This window comes from Candidatus Seongchinamella marina (assembly GCF_026262685.1).
In the GTDB taxonomy this organism is placed as follows: Bacteria; Pseudomonadota; Gammaproteobacteria; order Pseudomonadales; family Halieaceae; genus Halioglobus; species Halioglobus marinus.
Genome location: NZ_SHNP01000003.1, coordinates 497,150 through 513,471, shown reverse-complemented (window position 1 = coordinate 513,471; position 16,322 = coordinate 497,150). Strand labels below are relative to the sequence as shown.

The 16,322-nt window shown below is 53.6% G+C and carries 15 protein-coding genes; 12 read left to right on the top strand and 3 right to left on the bottom strand.

The genetic code is table 11. From position 1 onward, the window contains the following. Window positions 1-30 precede the first annotated feature (30 nt). The 3 genes from EYC87_RS10750 (at window position 31) to EYC87_RS10740 (ending at window position 3,300) form a co-directional block, all read left to right on the top strand. Window positions 31-912 (top strand): fructosamine kinase family protein, encoded by an 882-nt coding sequence (locus tag EYC87_RS10750; protein WP_279252868.1) that lies wholly within the window; start codon window positions 31-33, stop codon window positions 910-912. Between the two features lie 63 nt (window positions 913-975). Continuing rightward, window positions 976-2,157 carry an acyl-CoA dehydrogenase family protein gene (locus EYC87_RS10745; protein WP_279252867.1) on the top strand — a complete coding sequence of 394 codons (1,182 nt, stop codon included), beginning with the start codon at window positions 976-978 and terminating at the stop codon, window positions 2,155-2,157. A 12-nt stretch (window positions 2,158-2,169) separates the two neighbouring features. Then, a complete protein-coding gene (locus EYC87_RS10740) occupies window positions 2,170-3,300 on the top strand; it encodes an acyl-CoA dehydrogenase family protein (protein WP_279252866.1) in 1,131 nt (376 codons plus the stop codon). 49 nt (window positions 3,301-3,349) lie between these two features. Here the strand turns inward: EYC87_RS10740 and EYC87_RS10735 are convergent, their stop codons facing one another. Both EYC87_RS10735 and EYC87_RS10730 read right to left on the bottom strand, forming a co-directional pair. Then, window positions 3,350-3,757, bottom strand: a complete 408-nt coding sequence (locus tag EYC87_RS10735; RefSeq protein WP_279252865.1) for a GtrA family protein — start codon at window positions 3,755-3,757, stop codon at window positions 3,350-3,352. Beyond that, complete coding sequence (locus tag EYC87_RS10730) at window positions 3,744-4,085, bottom strand: hypothetical protein (RefSeq protein WP_279252864.1); 342 nt, start codon at window positions 4,083-4,085, stop codon at window positions 3,744-3,746. The genes EYC87_RS10735 and EYC87_RS10730 overlap by 14 nt, the downstream gene beginning before the upstream one ends. Before the next feature lie 214 nt (window positions 4,086-4,299). Here EYC87_RS10730 and EYC87_RS10725 point away from each other — a divergent pair, with 214 nt between their 5' ends. Together EYC87_RS10725 and EYC87_RS10720 are read left to right on the top strand one after the other, a co-directional pair. Continuing rightward, window positions 4,300-5,220 carry a Gfo/Idh/MocA family protein gene (locus tag EYC87_RS10725; protein ID WP_279252863.1) on the top strand — a complete coding sequence of 307 codons (921 nt, stop codon included), beginning with the start codon at window positions 4,300-4,302 and terminating at the stop codon, window positions 5,218-5,220. Window positions 5,221-5,301: 81 nt separating this feature from the next. Next, window positions 5,302-6,597, top strand: a complete 1,296-nt coding sequence (locus EYC87_RS10720) for a radical SAM protein (RefSeq protein WP_279252862.1) — start codon at window positions 5,302-5,304, stop codon at window positions 6,595-6,597. Window positions 6,598-6,674: 77 nt separating this feature from the next. Here EYC87_RS10720 and waaF read toward each other — a convergent pair whose 3' ends face one another. Continuing rightward, window positions 6,675-7,796, bottom strand: a complete 1,122-nt coding sequence (waaF, locus tag EYC87_RS10715) for a lipopolysaccharide heptosyltransferase II (protein ID WP_279252861.1) — start codon at window positions 7,794-7,796, stop codon at window positions 6,675-6,677. Between the two features lie 56 nt (window positions 7,797-7,852). Between waaF and EYC87_RS10710 the strand changes: the two genes are divergently transcribed. The 7 genes from EYC87_RS10710 (at window position 7,853) to EYC87_RS10680 (ending at window position 16,308) form a co-directional block, all read left to right on the top strand. After that, on the top strand, window positions 7,853-8,344 hold the full coding sequence (locus EYC87_RS10710; protein WP_279252860.1) for an adenylyltransferase/cytidyltransferase family protein: 492 nt from the start codon (window positions 7,853-7,855) through the stop codon (window positions 8,342-8,344). Between the two features lie 35 nt (window positions 8,345-8,379). Continuing rightward, a complete protein-coding gene (locus EYC87_RS10705; protein ID WP_279252859.1) occupies window positions 8,380-9,237 on the top strand; it encodes a class I SAM-dependent methyltransferase in 858 nt (285 codons plus the stop codon). Between the two features lie 412 nt (window positions 9,238-9,649). Beyond that, a complete protein-coding gene (locus EYC87_RS10700; RefSeq protein WP_279252858.1) occupies window positions 9,650-11,269 on the top strand; it encodes an HAD-IB family hydrolase in 1,620 nt (539 codons plus the stop codon). 20 nt (window positions 11,270-11,289) lie between these two features. Continuing rightward, the gene (locus EYC87_RS10695; RefSeq protein WP_279252857.1) at window positions 11,290-13,635 is read left to right on the top strand and encodes a glycerol-3-phosphate 1-O-acyltransferase; all 2,346 of its coding nucleotides are present in this window, start codon (window positions 11,290-11,292) and stop codon (window positions 13,633-13,635) included. Between the two features lie 8 nt (window positions 13,636-13,643). After that, window positions 13,644-14,648: an NAD(P)H-dependent glycerol-3-phosphate dehydrogenase gene (locus EYC87_RS10690; protein ID WP_279252856.1), complete on the top strand. Its 1,005-nt coding sequence runs from the start codon at window positions 13,644-13,646 to the stop codon at window positions 14,646-14,648. Window positions 14,649-14,739: 91 nt separating this feature from the next. Continuing rightward, a complete protein-coding gene (pbpG, locus tag EYC87_RS10685) occupies window positions 14,740-15,576 on the top strand; it encodes a D-alanyl-D-alanine endopeptidase (protein ID WP_279252855.1) in 837 nt (278 codons plus the stop codon). 24 nt (window positions 15,577-15,600) lie between these two features. Continuing rightward, window positions 15,601-16,308 (top strand): outer membrane beta-barrel protein, encoded by a 708-nt coding sequence (locus tag EYC87_RS10680; RefSeq protein ID WP_279252854.1) that lies wholly within the window; start codon window positions 15,601-15,603, stop codon window positions 16,306-16,308. Window positions 16,309-16,322: the final 14 nt, after the last annotated feature.

Sequence of the window (16,322 nt, the reverse complement as noted above, 5' to 3'; positions counted from 1 at the left end):
CTAATTAGTCGACCGGAGATCAGCAACCAAGTGGACTGGGAACCAGTAGAACGCAGCATATCGAAGGCGACGGGGCGACAATTTAAGATTGCGAAAGCCCAGTCTGTAGGTGGTGGCTGTATTAACAACAGCTTTCTGCTGGCAGGGGATGACCAGCGTTATTTTCTCAAACAAAATTCCTCGCATCACAAGGACATGTTCGCTGCTGAAGCCAAAGCGCTTAACGTACTCATTGGCTGCCACTGTTTGCGCGCGCCTACCCCCATCGCACTAGGCGAAGACAGCAAGTTCAGTTGGTTGGCTCTGGAGTACCTTGACCTCGCACAACCTGCTCCAAGCACGAGTACTGCGTTGGGTGCAGGACTGGCCAATCTTCATCGAAACTCTACCCGCCAATTTGGCTGGGATCAAAGCAACTTCATCGGCACTACAAAGCAGGTCAACAACTGGACAGGGAACTGGGTGGATTTCTACACTCAACAACGGCTCGGATTCCAGCTGGAACTGGCGAAAAATAACGGCGCCAGCTCAGGCCTCGTCGATGCGGGGCACCGGCTCATGCAACAGACACATAAACTCTTTAGCAACTATAAACCCTTACCTGCACTGCTTCACGGCGACCTGTGGGCAGGCAACTGGAGCGCCTGCTTAGGAGGGGAACCGGTTATTTTTGATCCCGCCATCTACTACGGTGACCGCGAGGCCGATTTGGCCATGACCGAGCTATTTGGAGGTTTTGATGATCGTTTTTACCAGTCCTACCGTGGCACATGGGACATTGATCCCGGGTACACAACGCGTAAAGTGCTCTACAACCTGTATCACGTTCTCAATCACTTCAACTTGTTTGGTGGTGGTTATGCCACACAGGCCATGGACATGATAGAACGACTAAACGTAGAAGCCTCTTGAGACAAAAAGGAACTGAATTCCCTTCGCTGAGGAATGACATGACCGAGGTAAGGAACCCGAAATATGAACATTGAATTGACGACAGAACAAAAGGCGCTGCAGCAACAAGTGCGTGAGTACATGAAGACCATCATGACTCCTGAACTTATCGAGGAAATGAAAGTTGATGACCTCAAGGAAGGTGGTGGCCCGGAGTTTCGCAAGCAGTATGCTCGAATGGGTGCTGATGGCTGGATCGGCCTAAGCTGGTCGAAAGCGCTGGGAGGCAAGGAACTTTCGCATGTAGAGCAATATATTTTCACCGATGAGGTGATTCGGTCCGGCTTTGCCTATCCGTTCCTGACTACCGAGGCGGTCGCTCCTGTTATCGCCGCCAATGCCATCGAAGAAGTCCAGCAGGAGGTCGTCGGCGGCGTTAAACGCGGCGAAGTTACCATCGCTATCGGCTACTCAGAACCTAACGCGGGCACTGACCTGGCTAGCCTTAGAACCAAAGCGGAACGCGACGGCGACGACTGGGTCATCAACGGCCAAAAGATGTGGACCAGCAACGCCCACTATGCAGATTATGTGTGGTTGGCTGCCCGCACTGATCCTGATGCAGACAAAAAACACAAGGGACTCACCATGTTCCTGGTGCCAACCAGCAGCGAAGGGTTTTCATGCACCGCTGTGAGTACCCTGGGAGTTCGCACCAACGCGACTTTTTATGAGAACGTTCGCATCCCTGACAAATACAGGGTGGGTGACGTCAACGGTGGCTGGAAGCTGATAACCAGTCAACTGAATGTGGAGCGCTTATCACTTTTCACCCACGGCCAGGTGGACTCGCTCTATCAAGGCGCCGCCCAATGGGCAGCGCAGGCCAATGCCAATCCCGAAGGCAAAGTGATCGAACAGCCCTGGGTGCAACAAAACCTCGCCAAGGTAAAAACCGGCCTGGAAGCACTCAAAATCATGTGCTGGAAACAGGCCTGGTCCATGGACCAGGGGCCATTGGATATGGCCGATGCGTCCACAGCAAAAGTATATGGAAGCGAATTTTTTGTTGAACTTTATCGTCTGCTATTAGAAGTCATGGGCACGGCAGGCAGCATTGGTGCCGACTCCCCGGGCGCAGTTTTAAAAGGAAAAATCGAGTTTCGCTGGCGTGTGGGCTCTATTCTCACCTTTGGCGGCGGCACTAACGAGGTGCAGCGCGACATTATTGCCATGGCGGGGCTGTGGATGCCCCGCACACGCTAAGAGGAAATAGCAGTGGATTTCACATTATCAGAAGAACTAACCAGCGTTCAGCAACTTGCGCAGCAGATTTTTACCGACTTTACTGCCGTAGATCAACTCAAGGCGACGGAGCAGCAAGAGCAGCGTTTTGACGCCAACCTCTGGCAGGCACTGGCAGAGGCTGGCCTGCTGGGGCTTGATATTGAAGAGAGTCATGGCGGCATTGATCTCGGGTTTTATGCGCTCAGCTCATTATGCGAAGAGGTCGGCCGTACAGCAGCGCCGGTACCCGCAGTCCCGGTGCTGGTGAGTGCCGCAGGCACTTTGCGACGCTTCGCCACTGACAAACAAAAAGAGCAACTGCTCAGCGGTATCGTCAGCGGTGCCCACCTCGTCACCGCTGCACTGGAAGAATACGGCAACGACAATCCTGCCGCTCCCAGCGCCCGGGCGCAACTAGTGGAAGGAGGGTGCTCCATCAGCGGCACCAAGATCTGTGTCAGCCATGCGGCTTCGGCCAAGCGGATCCTGCTGTCGGCACAGACAGGAGAAGAATTAATCGTTGTGCTTGTCGATCCGCACGCCGCCGGAATCACACTCAGGCCTCAGACGGTAACCAGTGGAGAGGTTCTCCACGAATTGGTATTAGACGGCGTTCAGGTTCCCGATGAAGACATTGTCGCCAGAGGCGGCAAGGCCCTGGAAGCAATGCAATGGGCCCAGCAAGCCACTCGCACTGCGTTGTGCGCCATGACCGTTGGTATCAGCGACAAGATGATGCGCATGACCGGATCCTATACTACGGAGCGGGAACAGTTTGGTCGACCGGTAGCAACCTTCCAGGCAGTCAGTCATCGCGCGGCAGACTGTTACATCGACGTAGAATGCCTGCGTCTCGTTACCCAGCAAGCAGCCTCGTTAATCGACCAGGGACGTCCGGCAGAAGAAGCGGTGCTGATAGCTAAAATCTGGTGTGGCGACACTGCGCACCGGGTCAGTCAGGCTTCCCAGCACTGCCACGGCGGCGCAGGTGTTGATCGCGATTACCCCTTATTTCGATACTGCCTGCAGGCAAGGCAAATTGAGCTTAGCCTGGGCAACAGCGCCCAACTAACCGGTGAGTTGGGTGCGAGGATCGCCGAGGAGTTTCTAGCCTCGGCATGATTGCCAACTAACGCAGCATTCTGGTCGGGAAGTAACTGAGGCAATCCCATTACCTTTTGAACACCCAAAAATTCGCAACAAAGTAGTTCCACAACACCACCGCAACCGAAGCAAAGGCCTGCGCAACGAGATAGTGATAGTCCAAAACTTGAATGCTCAGGTACATGACAAGCCCATTGATAACGAAACCACATGCAACCATTGTCAGGTAACGCCCTAAGGTTGCCCCGTGGGGTGGTGGTACCTCATGAGCATCGACGGCAAAGGTCCAACCATAATGCATTAAATAATTGCAACTGACTGCCACCACAAAGCCAACACTGCTGGCAACTAAACTATCCCAGCCAAGCCAACTGACGCCCAGGTAAACCAGACCATAGTGAACCAGGCCGGTAATCACACCGACCAGGGCGAAACGAAACCCTGTTTCGACCAATTTACGCCTAGTTGCAGACACGTAGCGCCTTAATATCGCCGGCCAGGACCTGTCGATAGAGCATCGCAGATTCAGGCGTAATTTTCAGCAGAAGCTCCAAGTCACCACTAATGCCAGGGTCGGGAGCCCGCCCAAGAACAGATGCAATAGCTATAGTCTGCCGACCGATAAAAGTAGAGTAGGAGAACCCATTCATTGCTGCCCGACAAGATCCGCCTTCATCAAAATTAATCAAGGTGAAGCTACCCGGATGGTCCCAATCCCAGCCAATGGTCTGAGCCGAATAAAGGCGCGGTAATAGGGCAAGCAAAAATAAGGCGGTAAAAATCCAGCCCTGTTGAATTGTCATTAAACCTCCCTTTGCCTCCATGCGTGCCGGCTTCCCCAATAGTCCAAGAACGCAGTATCGGGCCGAAATGGCCATAAATAAAGAAACATGCATTAAAATACCGAAATCGAAAAAAACAGACGGGGTCAACCCAACCCGCCACAGCGTGCAAACCAGGCGACTTTGGTCAACTGAGCTACAATGTCCAGGCCGTGCTTATCACAGGAATTCATCGTTGACCGTCAGCAGCTCTCCCAAAGTGGTTATCGTGGGTGCTCGCTCAGCGCGCCAAGGCACCGGTCCATTCATCGCCGCAGGGCTCAGCGCTGCCGGTGCCAGAATTGGCGGCATCGTCGGCACCAGCGAGGCGAGCATCAATGCTGCACTAAACGGTCTTAAGCACGACTGGGGCATCGAGACCGTGGGTCATAGCAGCTTGTCCGCTGCGCTCTCGGCAATACAGCCTGATGCAGTCGCTATCTGCTCTCCCTGGCGCTTTCATGCGGACCAGCTGCGAGAAGTCGCGGAGGCAAACTGCCACTGCTTGGTAGAAAAACCTCTGGCATGGCCGGCATCGATAGAGAAAGTTGATTCACTGATAGCCGAGTATGAGAACCGCGGACTGTTACTCGACCTGGTCGGCCAATGGCCCGCCACACTTTCTGCATTCAGCGCGTTGCACTCAAGCATCCCGGAATCTATCGACACCTTCAGAATGAGGCTTAGCCCCATTTCAATCGGTGAGGATATGCTTGCGGACGCTGCGCCCCACTTTATCAGCATGCTACAAGCCCTCGCGGGGCCAGGGGATTGCCTTGCCTGCACGGCGGAAAGGGATGCTGACAATACCAAGCTTACGCTGACCTGCACATACAAACACGGCGGCGGATCATTATCGGCGCAGCTGCTACTGGAAACCTGCAAAGAGAGACCCCGCCCTGCCTGGTATGAAGTCAACGACTTGCGCGTCGACCGAAGCGTCACGCTACCTCAGTATAGCCAGGAGCTAATCGGGAATGGCGAACGAGTCCCCGTGGTCGACCCAATGCACCAGGTGACAGCACAATTTCTGTCAGCGTTGGACGCTGGCGCAGTCACAAAAGGCAAACTGCTGCGCAGCGCCCACCGTAACCTGCTCCAACTGGCTGCAGCCTAGCGCTAGCGCTGGCGAGCCAGTCCCCGTAGAATTGCCGCCTGTTGACTCTAGCTTTGGCAGATTGCGCCTCGAGGTATCCTTTTGAACAACAACATACCCTTGACCGACGTAGACGCTCCTATACAGGAGCCAGAAGACCAACTGGAACTGGCCAGTATCCACGATTTTGCCACCAAATTAGTTCAGCCCGGCGCCAAAGAAGCCCTGGAACACTACGTGCGCTGGCAAGTTGCCATGCGCAATGCCACCGATGCTGACGCAATTGACCTCGATCCCAGTAAAGTGCCTGATTTCGCACCCATTTCCATCAACCTGGACCTGACCACTGCCTGCAACTACGCCTGCGACCACTGCGTGGACCTGGACATCCTGAACACTGGCATACGCTTTGATCACGAGAAATTATTAGAATCGATAAAGGTTATGGCCGAGCGCGGCATGAAGTCAGTCATCGTTATTGGCGGCGGCGAACCAACCCTTTACCCCAAGTTTGAAGAAACGATTCGCTTCATGAAGGACCTGAAGCTACAAATTGCCATTGTTTCCAACGGTACTGGCAACGATAAAATCGCCAAGGTGGCCGACTGCATGGACAAGGCTGATTGGGTTCGTCTGTCACTGGACTCAGGCACAGACGCGACCTTCCAGCCAATGCACAAACCGCGTAAAGATTTCGACCTTGAAGGCATTTGCGCCAAGGTTCCATTAATCAAAGATGCGAACCCTGATGTTACCGTCGGCTTTTCCTACATCGTTACCTGGCGCGGTGCCGAAATAAATGACTCAGCTATTGTTGAAAATCTGCACGAAATCGCCCAGGCAACCAAGTTAGCCAAAGACAACCGCTTTGATTACATCAGTTTCAAACCTTTCCTCACCCGAGACGAGGTGAACAACGCCGAGGTGATTGATATCAAGGCCAACGCGGGACTGGAAGACATCATCAACAGAATCCAGGCGCAGGTGGAAGAAGCCAACACCCTGGCCGACGATACTTTTCGGGTGCATCAATCCACCGGACTCAAAGCCATGCTAAAACGCCAGACACAGTCGCTGGCCAAACAGCCCCAGCAGTGCCACATGCAGTTTTTTCGCCAGGTATTATCCCCGCTGGGCCTCTACAACTGTCCGGTTTACCGCAACCAGGACCATGGTCGCCTCGGCGATAAAAACGCTAACGCCGGCGTTGAGGCCTACGATGCAACTCGCGGTGTCACCGCAGATCTGGTGAAAAGCTTTAATGCCACCGTTGCCTGCGAAAAGGTCACCTGTCTTTATAACGATGTAAATTGGTGGATTGAAAAGCTGATCGCCAATCCTGAAGAGCTGGGCAAATTAAGTTGGGATGAAGCCGCGGAACCCGACTACTTTTTGTAACGTAACCGGCGCAATTTTTCAGACCACTGACTGTCGCGCCCTACTCGGTCCACCTGGCGATTTAGGCCGCGCCAATCCTAGCAGCTTGAAGACAGTTGTTCTTCGCACGCCTCTGTAACCATCTCAACGGTCACCTGAGTCATACAAACCTGCTCGTCTAATGGACACACTTTCTTGTGGCATGGACCACAGGGCACGTCCACGTTCACGATAGTCTCGTCGCCATGGGACGTCTCCGTCCACCTCTGCTCTGTGGGTCCGAAAACCGTAACCCTAGGTGTATCGAGCGCCCTGCCAAAATGCCGCGGGCCAGTGTCATTTCCCAGCAGCAAATCGGCTCGAACAATCAGCGATTTTAGTTCACCCAGAGTCAAACAAGGCTGGGTAAGCAAAAAACTCGGTGCGTCCATATTGTCACGAATAGCCTCTGCCAAAGGCTCTTCCCCGGGGCCGGGACTAATCGCAATCGCTGCATTGTGTAGGTTTACCAGTCGATCCGCCACCGCAGCAAAGCGCTTGGGATCCCAGCACTTGGAGGCACCGAAGTTAGCACCGGGGCATAGCACGACCAGGGGCTGCTCTGGCAAAACACCGTCTTTCAACAGCCTGGATTCGACGGCTTCATTAGCCTGGTCAGTTAGGAAAAGAGCCAGCCGATCACCCGGATGCTCCATACCCAGAGCATCACCCAGCACAGCGAAATAGTCACACAAAGGCAATGGCTGGTAACCGCCTGCCACACGATTGGGCACCTCGACCTTGTCCGTGAGTAACAAGCCCCTACCGTCGCGACTGAACCCCACACGCCGCTTGGCCCCAGCTCGAAAGCACAGCCAGGCGCTGCGCAGAGAATTGGGCAACATTACCGCGAGGTCGAACCGCCGTGCCTTTAGTCGAATCAGCAATTCCCGTTGCTGCTGTTTTGCTTCCGCTGTTTTTTTCCTCGGCGCCCAGAATTCACAGTGCTGCACCCATGGACTGCCCTCAAGCAACGGATACAGGTGATGGTTCATCAGCAAAGTGATTTCAGCATCGGGAAACCGCATGAACAACGCTCGAACAAAAGGAGTGGCCATCACCACATCACCCACCCAGGTCGGCAATACCAGAAGCACGCGACCTGGCTCTTCTTTGAACTCAAGTGTATGCATAACAGCGGGACTTTCCTGGGTGACAGTGCCCGGAAGTATATATTCCAAGGCCATTCCCCGCTACACTGCGTAGGCTGCCACAACAGGACTCCGCCCATTCTTTCATGGATAGCTTCCAAAAAATCTACGCTAATCCTCACGACCTGACCCCCATACTCGAGGCGCGACGGGAAAAAGGAGACACCGTCGTTTTTGGCAATGGTTGCTTCGACCTGTTACATGTCGGGCACGTACGCTACATGGAGGCCGCCAAGTCACTTGGAGACGTGTTGGTCATAGCAGTCAACACGGAGGCGTCTATTGCCACCAATGAGAACCGGGAACCCTCCATCAACCCCTGCGAAGAACGCATGGAAATTATTGCGGCCCTGGAAGCAGTCGACTACGTGGTACCTCTCAACGCCTCGGTACCCATTCCGCTAATCGAATTGTATCGGCCACACATTCAGGCAAAAGGCACAGACTACACACTGGATAAAATGCCTGAGCGCTTTGCGGTAGAAGCCGGAGGCGGGCGTATCGAATTTGTCGGCGACGAGAAAATCCACAGCTCCACAGCCCTACGTCAAGCGCTGCGTGAACGCGGCGAAATCTAACTCAATATCGTATTACCTACAAAAAGGAAATCAATATGCGAAGGCTTATCCCCACTCTCGCCATCGCCGGTCTGGCAATAGTTGGCACTCTCAATCCGGCGCTGGCCGACCCCAATCCTGCACTGGTCCAGGCAGTTGAAGCGCGCAGCGAGAAAGACCGCGCCCGTGATACAGCCCGTCACCCCATTGAAACGCTGACCTTCTTCCAGGTTGAGCCCGGTATGACTGTTGCAGAAGGTCTACCCGGAGGTGGCTGGTACAGCAATATATTGGCGAACTACCTTGGCGGCGATGCCACACTTTATGGCTTGAACTACTCGAAACGTCTCTGGTCTCTTTTTCCCGACCGAACTGACGACTGGCGCAAGGCGCGCGCCGCTGCAACGGGCAAATTTCCTGGTCTCGTTGCCGGTTTCACCGACAACGACATTAAGGCTGCGGGATATACGTTCAACACCCTGCCGCCAAATGCCGTTGGCAGCGTAGATCGAGTGTTGATGATACGAGCGCTTCACAACCTAAACCGCTTTGAAGCTAGCGCCGGAAGCCTCAGCCAGGCTCTGGCAAATATTCGCGGGATGCTGAAAAACGACGGGCTCGTGGGCGTTGTTCAGCATCGCCTACCTGAGTCAGCTGCGGAAGAAGGCGCCGACGGCAGCCGCGGCTACCTGAAGCAATCCACGGTCCTGGCTGCTTTTGAGGCAGCGGGCTTCAAGCTGGTGGCCGAGAGCGAAATCAACGCTAACCCCAAAGACAAGCCTGCCGCCAACGACATCGTTTGGCGCCTGCCCCCCTCCTTGAGTGGCAGCAAAGATGACGCTCAAAAGCGCGCGGCGATGCAAGCGATCGGCGAATCGGATCGTATGACATTGCTGTTTAGCAAAGCTAAATAAAGCCACGCTCATGGGAGCCTACTCCGGGCTTCCGCATTGATTGAAATAACCTAAGGTTATTAACAGAAATAAAAAAATATCATAACGGAATTTCTTGCCCTGCCAAATGACCTGCTTATACTCAAGAAGCAGGCCACAGATGATGGTTCACGCATGGGGTGAATCCTCATTATGGACCGTTTCCTGCAATCGTAGGGGATGCGCGTGGACATTTGTCAGAGATGGCCACAGCCATAGGAACGTTATCCGGTAGCGGGCCGGAACGAATGCAGCTTCGGCGGCATTAAACGCAATACCCCCAAGCGCAGCTGAGAGTTGTCTTTCAGCGGCGCTTTTTTTATGCCTCGGCCTTGATAATCCAACGCTTCCAATAACAATGCGCTAAACTTGCCGGACTATCTAAGGAATTCTCATGACCAGCATTCAACAATTGCTGCGGGATATTGATGAGTCACCCAGTGGCCCAGAAATTACCGCAGTGTTCGACTTCGACGGCACAATTATCGCCGGCTACTCCGCTACCGTTTTTATTCGCGAACAGTTCCGCAGAGGGGACGTGTCACCACGCGAGTTCCTTGAAATTATGGGCGCCATGACCAACTTTGGCATGGGCAACCTTGGCTTCTCAGGCATGATGGCGGTCAACGCCCAATTCATGCGCGGCATCGAGGAGGAGACTTACTATGAGGTGGGAGAACAGTTATATACACGACAGATAGCCCGACGTATTTATCCGGAGTCCCGCGCGTTAGTGAATGCCCATCTGTCCAAAGGGCACACGGTCGCTATCATTTCCTCTGCTACTCCTTATCAGGTGGCTCCCGCCGCCGAAGATCTGGGGATTGAGCATGTCCTGTGCACCCATCTGGAGGTTGCTAACGGCAAGTTCACTGGCGCAGTTGTGCGGCCAACCTGTTTTGGCCAGGGCAAGGTCGATGCAGCCGAGGCCCTTGCCGCCGAAGTCAACGGCGACCTGGATCAAAGCTTCTTCTATTCAGACAGTACCGACGACCAACTCCTTTTAGAACGGGTAGGCAAGCCTCGCGCCCTTAATCCCAGCGAAAAATTGGAGCGCCTGGCGCGCAAGAATAAATGGCCGATTGCCAGCTTTGGTAGTCGCGGACGCCCAAGCCTGGGTCAATTCGTGCGATCAATTGCAGCCACTAGTAGCCTGGTGACCAGCTTCATTGCCGGACTGCCTATCTATGCTCTTACTGGTTCCAAGCGAGACTCTGTGAACTTTTCTTTCTCCCTGTTTGCCGATACCGCCAGCGCCTTAATCGGCCTGGAGTTAAGCGTAAAAGGCGAGGAAAATCTGTGGTCACACCGGCCTTGCGTATTTGTTTTTAACCATCAGAGCAAGGCCGACGTGGTTATTATCGCCAAACTATTGCGACGCGACATTGCAGGTATTGGTAAAAAAGAAATTAAAAGAGAACAGCCTCTCATTGGCAAAGTGATGGAGTTCGGCGGAGTTGTGTTTATAGATCGGGCTAATTCCAAAAATGCCATTGACTCGATAGCACCCCTCATCGACACCCTGCGCGATGAAGGCAAATCGGTGGTTTTGGCGCCGGAGGGAACTCGAACTGTTTCCCCTACCTTGGCACCCTTCAAAAAAGGCGCATTTCACATTGCCATGCAGGCGGGCGTGCCCATAGTGCCCATCGTTATTCGCAATGCAGGCGACGTCGCGCCCAAGGGGGACTTTGTCTTCCGGTCGGCAACCGTCGATGTAGAAATACTGCCGGCAGTAGACACTCATGATTGGTCGGCTGACACTATTGACCAGCATGTGACCGAGGTCAGAAACATGTTCGCCCGCAGCCTTGGACAACCTGAACAAGCGGTGACCACAGGCACAAAACGGAAGCCGGCGCGCAAGAAAACACCCGCCAAGAAGAAAGCAGCCCCGCGAAAAAAAGTAGCCGCCAAAGTGACTAAGGCAACTGGCAAAGCGTCCGCTGTAAAAAAGAAAGCGGCAGCAAAATCAAAAGTTCGCGCTAAAGCAAAACCAAAGTCTGCTAAATGATCTACGCCTAAGGAATCAGTTTGAACCTGGAAGACATTTACAATACAAAAAATCCTTGGCCACAACGTGGCTCGCAGCAGGTGCTGTTTATTCTGGACGTGCGCAACGACACAGAGGAGTCGATATTACGCGGTTGGATTCATCACTTCGGCGATCAGGACAATAAGTCCTTCGAAGCACCCCAGGTCTGCATCGATTTGAAGGACGAGCGCACTGGCTTCGATAGCGGACAATTGGTCATGTCATTGGCGTTGCCGGCAGACACTTTGATTGCGCCTTTACGGGTGGTGTGGACGCCTGGAGGTAACGGCACTACTAGCCTGGGCCGCCTGCGCCACCTAATACTGGGCGACCCGCGAAGGCCCTCCAATCGACGTGGCAAAAAGGTTCTCGAAGAGCACCCCGACAGAGTGCATGTTATCGCCGGACAGCCCGACACCATGGCCAACCTTCGTCAGCGATTTGAAGCCACTAACACCGTCACCGATGAATCCGCCCAGGAAGGCTTCGCTAACTTTGTTGCCCGCCAGGCAGCGGTAGTACTGGACATTAGCGAACGTCACGTAAAAGGCGGTCGTTACAAGGTGCCACGCCACGTTTCTGCGGCCATCATGGCAAACAGTGACTACAACAAGGAAGTCCAAAAACTGGCTGAAGCACAGGGAAAGACTAAAGAAGCGCTGATGAAGGAGGCTGCCACCTACATGAAGGAGATGGTATCCACTCCCTCATCTTTCTGGCTGGATATCTATGCACGCTTCAATACCTTTTGTCTGGGCCTTGGTTATGAAGAAGATATTGTTTATAACAAGGCTGCGGTGGAAAAAATGCGCCAGGTTGTTAGAAGCAACCCATCGATTTTGTTGTGGACTCACAAAACCTATCTGGACGGCATGGTCGTACCGAAGGTCATGTACGACAACGATTTTCCGATGCCGCATATGTTTGGCGGTGCAAACCTCAACTTTCCTGGCTTGGGCCACCTGCTCCATCGAGCGGGTGCAATTTTCATAAAGCGCAGTTTCCAGGACAACGAACTGTACAAACTCACGCTGCGCTATTACATCGGCTACCTCATGGAAAAGCGATTTCCAATGAACTGGGCGTTCGAGGGCACCCGCTCTCGTATGGGTAAGTTAATGCCTCCCCGTTACGGCCTGCTGAAATACGTACTGGAAGCCTGCCACACAACGAACGCTGAAAATATTCACATCATTCCAATATCCATCAGCTACGACATTATTCGCGATGTAGAAGAGTACGCCACCGAACAAACTGGCCGCGGCAAAGGCGCTGAGTCACTCAAGTGGTTCATTGGTTACGTTCGCAGTTTGGCGCGTCCCATGGGCAAGGTCTACATGGATATCGGTGAACCTGTAGTGCTACCTAAAGCACCAGAGCCTGATGACAAACTAGCACTGTCAAAAATTGCTTTTGAAGTGGCCGTTGAGGCCAACGAAGTAACGCCGATCACCTTCCCATCTCTGGTCACCATGAGCTTGCTCGGCGCCGCACCCAAGGCCTTGACTGAAGATGAGGTTATTGAGGACTTGCGGTCTCTTCTAGCGTGGTCTGAGAGTCGAAACCTACGAATTTCCCACGATTTCAACCGGGCCTTCGCCGATCAGATGGAGGGCCTTCTAGGAATCATGATCGATGAAAACATCGTTACTCGCTATGATGAAGGACCCGAAGTCGTTTATGGCATTAGCCTGGAACAACACCCAGTCGCCAGCTATTACCGCAATACCGTTATCCACTTTTTCGTCAATAAAGCGATCATCGAGTTGGCGTTAATCAAGGCCAGCGAACAGGCCGAAGACTGCGCGCTGGCAGTTTTCTGGAAAGAAGTCGACGACATACGCGACCTCTTCAAGTTTGAGTTTTTCTACGCGCCGACTGAAGAATTTCACCAGCAAATTCGCCAGGAAATGGCTCGCTACAGTAACGATTGGGAGGAACTGTTGGGCCAGGGAGCAGCTGGCTTCGGAACGATGCTACAAAAAATGTCACCGCTGGTCGCCCACGTGACCTTGCTCACTTATACCGAGGCCTATTCGGTGGTCGCTTCAATGCTGGCGAGAAAAGAGGCCAATGAGTCGCTGGAACAAGCTAACTGCATCAGCGAGGCTCTTACCTATGGGCGTCAGGCCTATTTACAGCGGCGAATTTCGAGCGAGTCTTCCATTGGCAAGCTGCTTTTCAAGAACGGCTATCAGATGCTAAAGAGCAGAAGTCTGACAGAGGGCGGCATGGAATCACTCAAAGAGGAGCGACTGGAACTGGCGCGCGAACTGCGAGAATTGTTGCGGCGAATCGACTTAATAAGGGCGGTTGGAGTAGCCAACCGCAGCTCCAGCCCATAGGGAAAGTAATGAAGACATTGAATATAGCGGTTTTAGGCGGCGGTTCCTGGGGCACAACGGTTGCCTCACTGGTGGCGCGTAATACCGACGTCACGCTTTGGGCACGTAACCCGGATACAGTCAACGAAATCAACGCCAGACACAGTAACGAAAAGTACCTGCCCGGTGCCAAACTGCCAGACCGCCTTCGCGCGACCAGTGATGTAGGCGAAGCTATTCGCGATGCAGACGTGGTGGTAATGGGTATTCCTTCGCAAAATTTCCGAGCGGTGCTGCAAGATGTTAAACAGCATATCCGAGCCTGGGTACCGGTCATCAGCCTGACCAAGGGCCTGGAACTTAAAACCCGGATGCGAATGACTGAAATCATTCAGGAAGTTCTGCCCGGACATCCGGTGGGTGTGCTTACCGGGCCCAACCTGGCGAGGGAAATCATGGCTGGCCAGGCCGCTGCCGGCGTCATCGCCATGGAAGATGAAATCATTGTCCAGGAACTGCAAAACGTATTCAAAAGTGGTTTGTTTCGCGTCTATACCAACACTGACGTGGTGGGCTGCGAGCTGGGGGGCGTACTAAAAAATATTATCGCAATTGCCGTGGGCATGGGCGATGGACAGGGCGCAGGGGACAACACCAGGGCAGCACTCATTACCCGGGGCCTGGCAGAGGTAACTCGCCTTGGTGTGGCGATGGGGGGCCGTCCCGAGACATTTTCAGGGCTCGCTGGCATGGGCGATATGATCGCAACCTGTACCAGTCCCCAAAGCCGCAACCGCCATGTGGGGATTGAATTAGGCAAAGGCCGCAACATGGAAGAAATCATCGAGAAGATGACCATGGTCGCTGAGGGCGCTAAAAGCGCACCAGCCGTCATGGCCCTGGCCCACGAGTACGATGTTGAAATGCCCATCGCGTCGGATGTATCGCGCGTTTTAGCGGGAGACGCTACTGCCAGCAGAGCATTCCGTGGGCTGCTGCGAGTCATGGCCGGAGCAGAATCAGAGCCTGGCTGAATCTGGCGATTCTTGCCCCGCTGAGGCAGAATAGTCAGCAGTGCCAGACTCGCAGGGGCGATGAAGGCTATAAAAACTGAGACTACAGACCATGGGCATAGCAAAGACTTTCTTTGTCGCGGCGACTTTCCTCGCAGCGGCAAGTAGTGTCATCGCGGGCACTTCCAAATTCACCGATCTTCCGGGGAACCCAGATCTCAAGTCCGCGTCAGCGATCGTGCTGGATGAGTCCGGCAACCTGATTTACGGCAAGGATGTAGATACCGTGCGTCCAATCGCCTCAATCACCAAATTAATGACTGCAATGGTGGTGCTGGATTCAGGCATTGGACTGGACGAGAAGGTGACCATCACCAAGGAAGACCGGGACCTTATCCGCCTTACCGGCTCGCGTTTGGAATATGGAGCAACGCTATCTCGCAGGGAAATGATCCTGCTTGCGCTTATGTCTTCGGAAAACCGTGCTGCTACCGCACTGGGCCGAACTTACCCCGGCGGCATGGAAAACTTTCTGGTTCACATGAATCGTAAAGCGCGAGCACTGGGCATGACAAACTCCCACTTCGCAGACCCAGCCGGGCTAAAGAAAGAAAATGTTTCCACTGCTGCAGATCTGGCGAAGATGGTAACAGCGGCTGAGGAATATGCGCTGATTACCGAGGCTACAACCACCAGAAGAAAAGACGTTTATCCGTATAAAGGCCGCGGCAACCTGACCTATGGCAACACCAACCGCTTGTTAAAGAACGCCAGCTGGGATATCGAACTTAGTAAGACCGGTTATATTAACGAGGCTGGCCGATGCCTGGTCATGCAGGCAAATATCGAAGGAGAGGATGTATCGATTGTGCTGCTCAATTCCTTTGGCAAACTGACCCCCTACGGCGACTCTAACCGCCTGCGCAAATGGATGCTGGCAAACAGCTAATCACACACATTGAGCCAGAATGACATGCCCTATTTTCGACTAACTATCAATTTGATGGTCCTGGCACTTGCCGGACAAGCCCAGGCAGAGACCGCCAATCAGGAAGAATTTCCTCCGCTGGTGCAAGCTTTTTTCGGTAGCCTGATGCTTGAAGACCAAAGTGGCGACTGGAAAGATATCAATGGTGAAGACGTTGACGTGAGCTTTCCATCCTCCTTGCCCAGCGGCGGCATTGAAGCCGAGTACACCTATCACGTGGGCGACCTTTTTAAGTGGGGCTTTAATTCCGGCGGAAGCATTGGCTGGAAGAACAGCGACACCCGGATATCAGGGACCATAGGTGGTGATGGCGCGAATATCCGCTTCGAGTTAGATAACTCGCTGTTCCTGGGAGAGTTACACCTTGGCGGATTCGTTCGCGGCTATATAGGCCCCAACGTGTCGCTCTATGCAGCCGCAGGCCCTATGATCATGTACGGACAGCACCGGGTAGAGAAGGAAGAGCTCATGAGTGCATCAGGCAAGAATGAAATAGCTATCGAGGATGACAAGGCATCCAGCTTTGCACTCGGGCTTTATGGGCGAACCGGCATCGACTACCAGTACAACAGCGGGCAGCATGTTGGATTGAGTGTGCGCTATATGGCGGCAGAAATGGATTTTGACGATACAGTCGGCAATCTGGATATCCGAGGGCCACAGTTTGTACTCACCTACACTCAAATGCTGTAACGCACGAACCCATA

What these genes read in the sequence shown, in the direction of transcription:
- EYC87_RS10745 (WP_279252867.1), top strand. Translation starts at nt 976, where the DNA reads ATGAACATTGAATTGACGACAGAACAAAAGGCGCTGCAGCAACAAGTG.
- EYC87_RS10730 (WP_279252864.1), bottom strand. Translation starts at nt 4,085, where the DNA reads ATGACAATTCAACAGGGCTGGATTTTTACCGCCTTATTTTTGCTTGCC.
- EYC87_RS10710 (WP_279252860.1), top strand. Translation starts at nt 7,853, where the DNA reads ATGGATAGCTTCCAAAAAATCTACGCTAATCCTCACGACCTGACCCCC.
- EYC87_RS10705 (WP_279252859.1), top strand. Translation starts at nt 8,380, where the DNA reads ATGCGAAGGCTTATCCCCACTCTCGCCATCGCCGGTCTGGCAATAGTT.
- EYC87_RS10700 (WP_279252858.1), top strand. Translation starts at nt 9,650, where the DNA reads ATGACCAGCATTCAACAATTGCTGCGGGATATTGATGAGTCACCCAGT.
- EYC87_RS10690 (WP_279252856.1), top strand. Translation starts at nt 13,644, where the DNA reads ATGAAGACATTGAATATAGCGGTTTTAGGCGGCGGTTCCTGGGGCACA.
- pbpG (WP_279252855.1), top strand. Translation starts at nt 14,740, where the DNA reads ATGGGCATAGCAAAGACTTTCTTTGTCGCGGCGACTTTCCTCGCAGCG.
- EYC87_RS10680 (WP_279252854.1), top strand. Translation starts at nt 15,601, where the DNA reads ATGCCCTATTTTCGACTAACTATCAATTTGATGGTCCTGGCACTTGCC.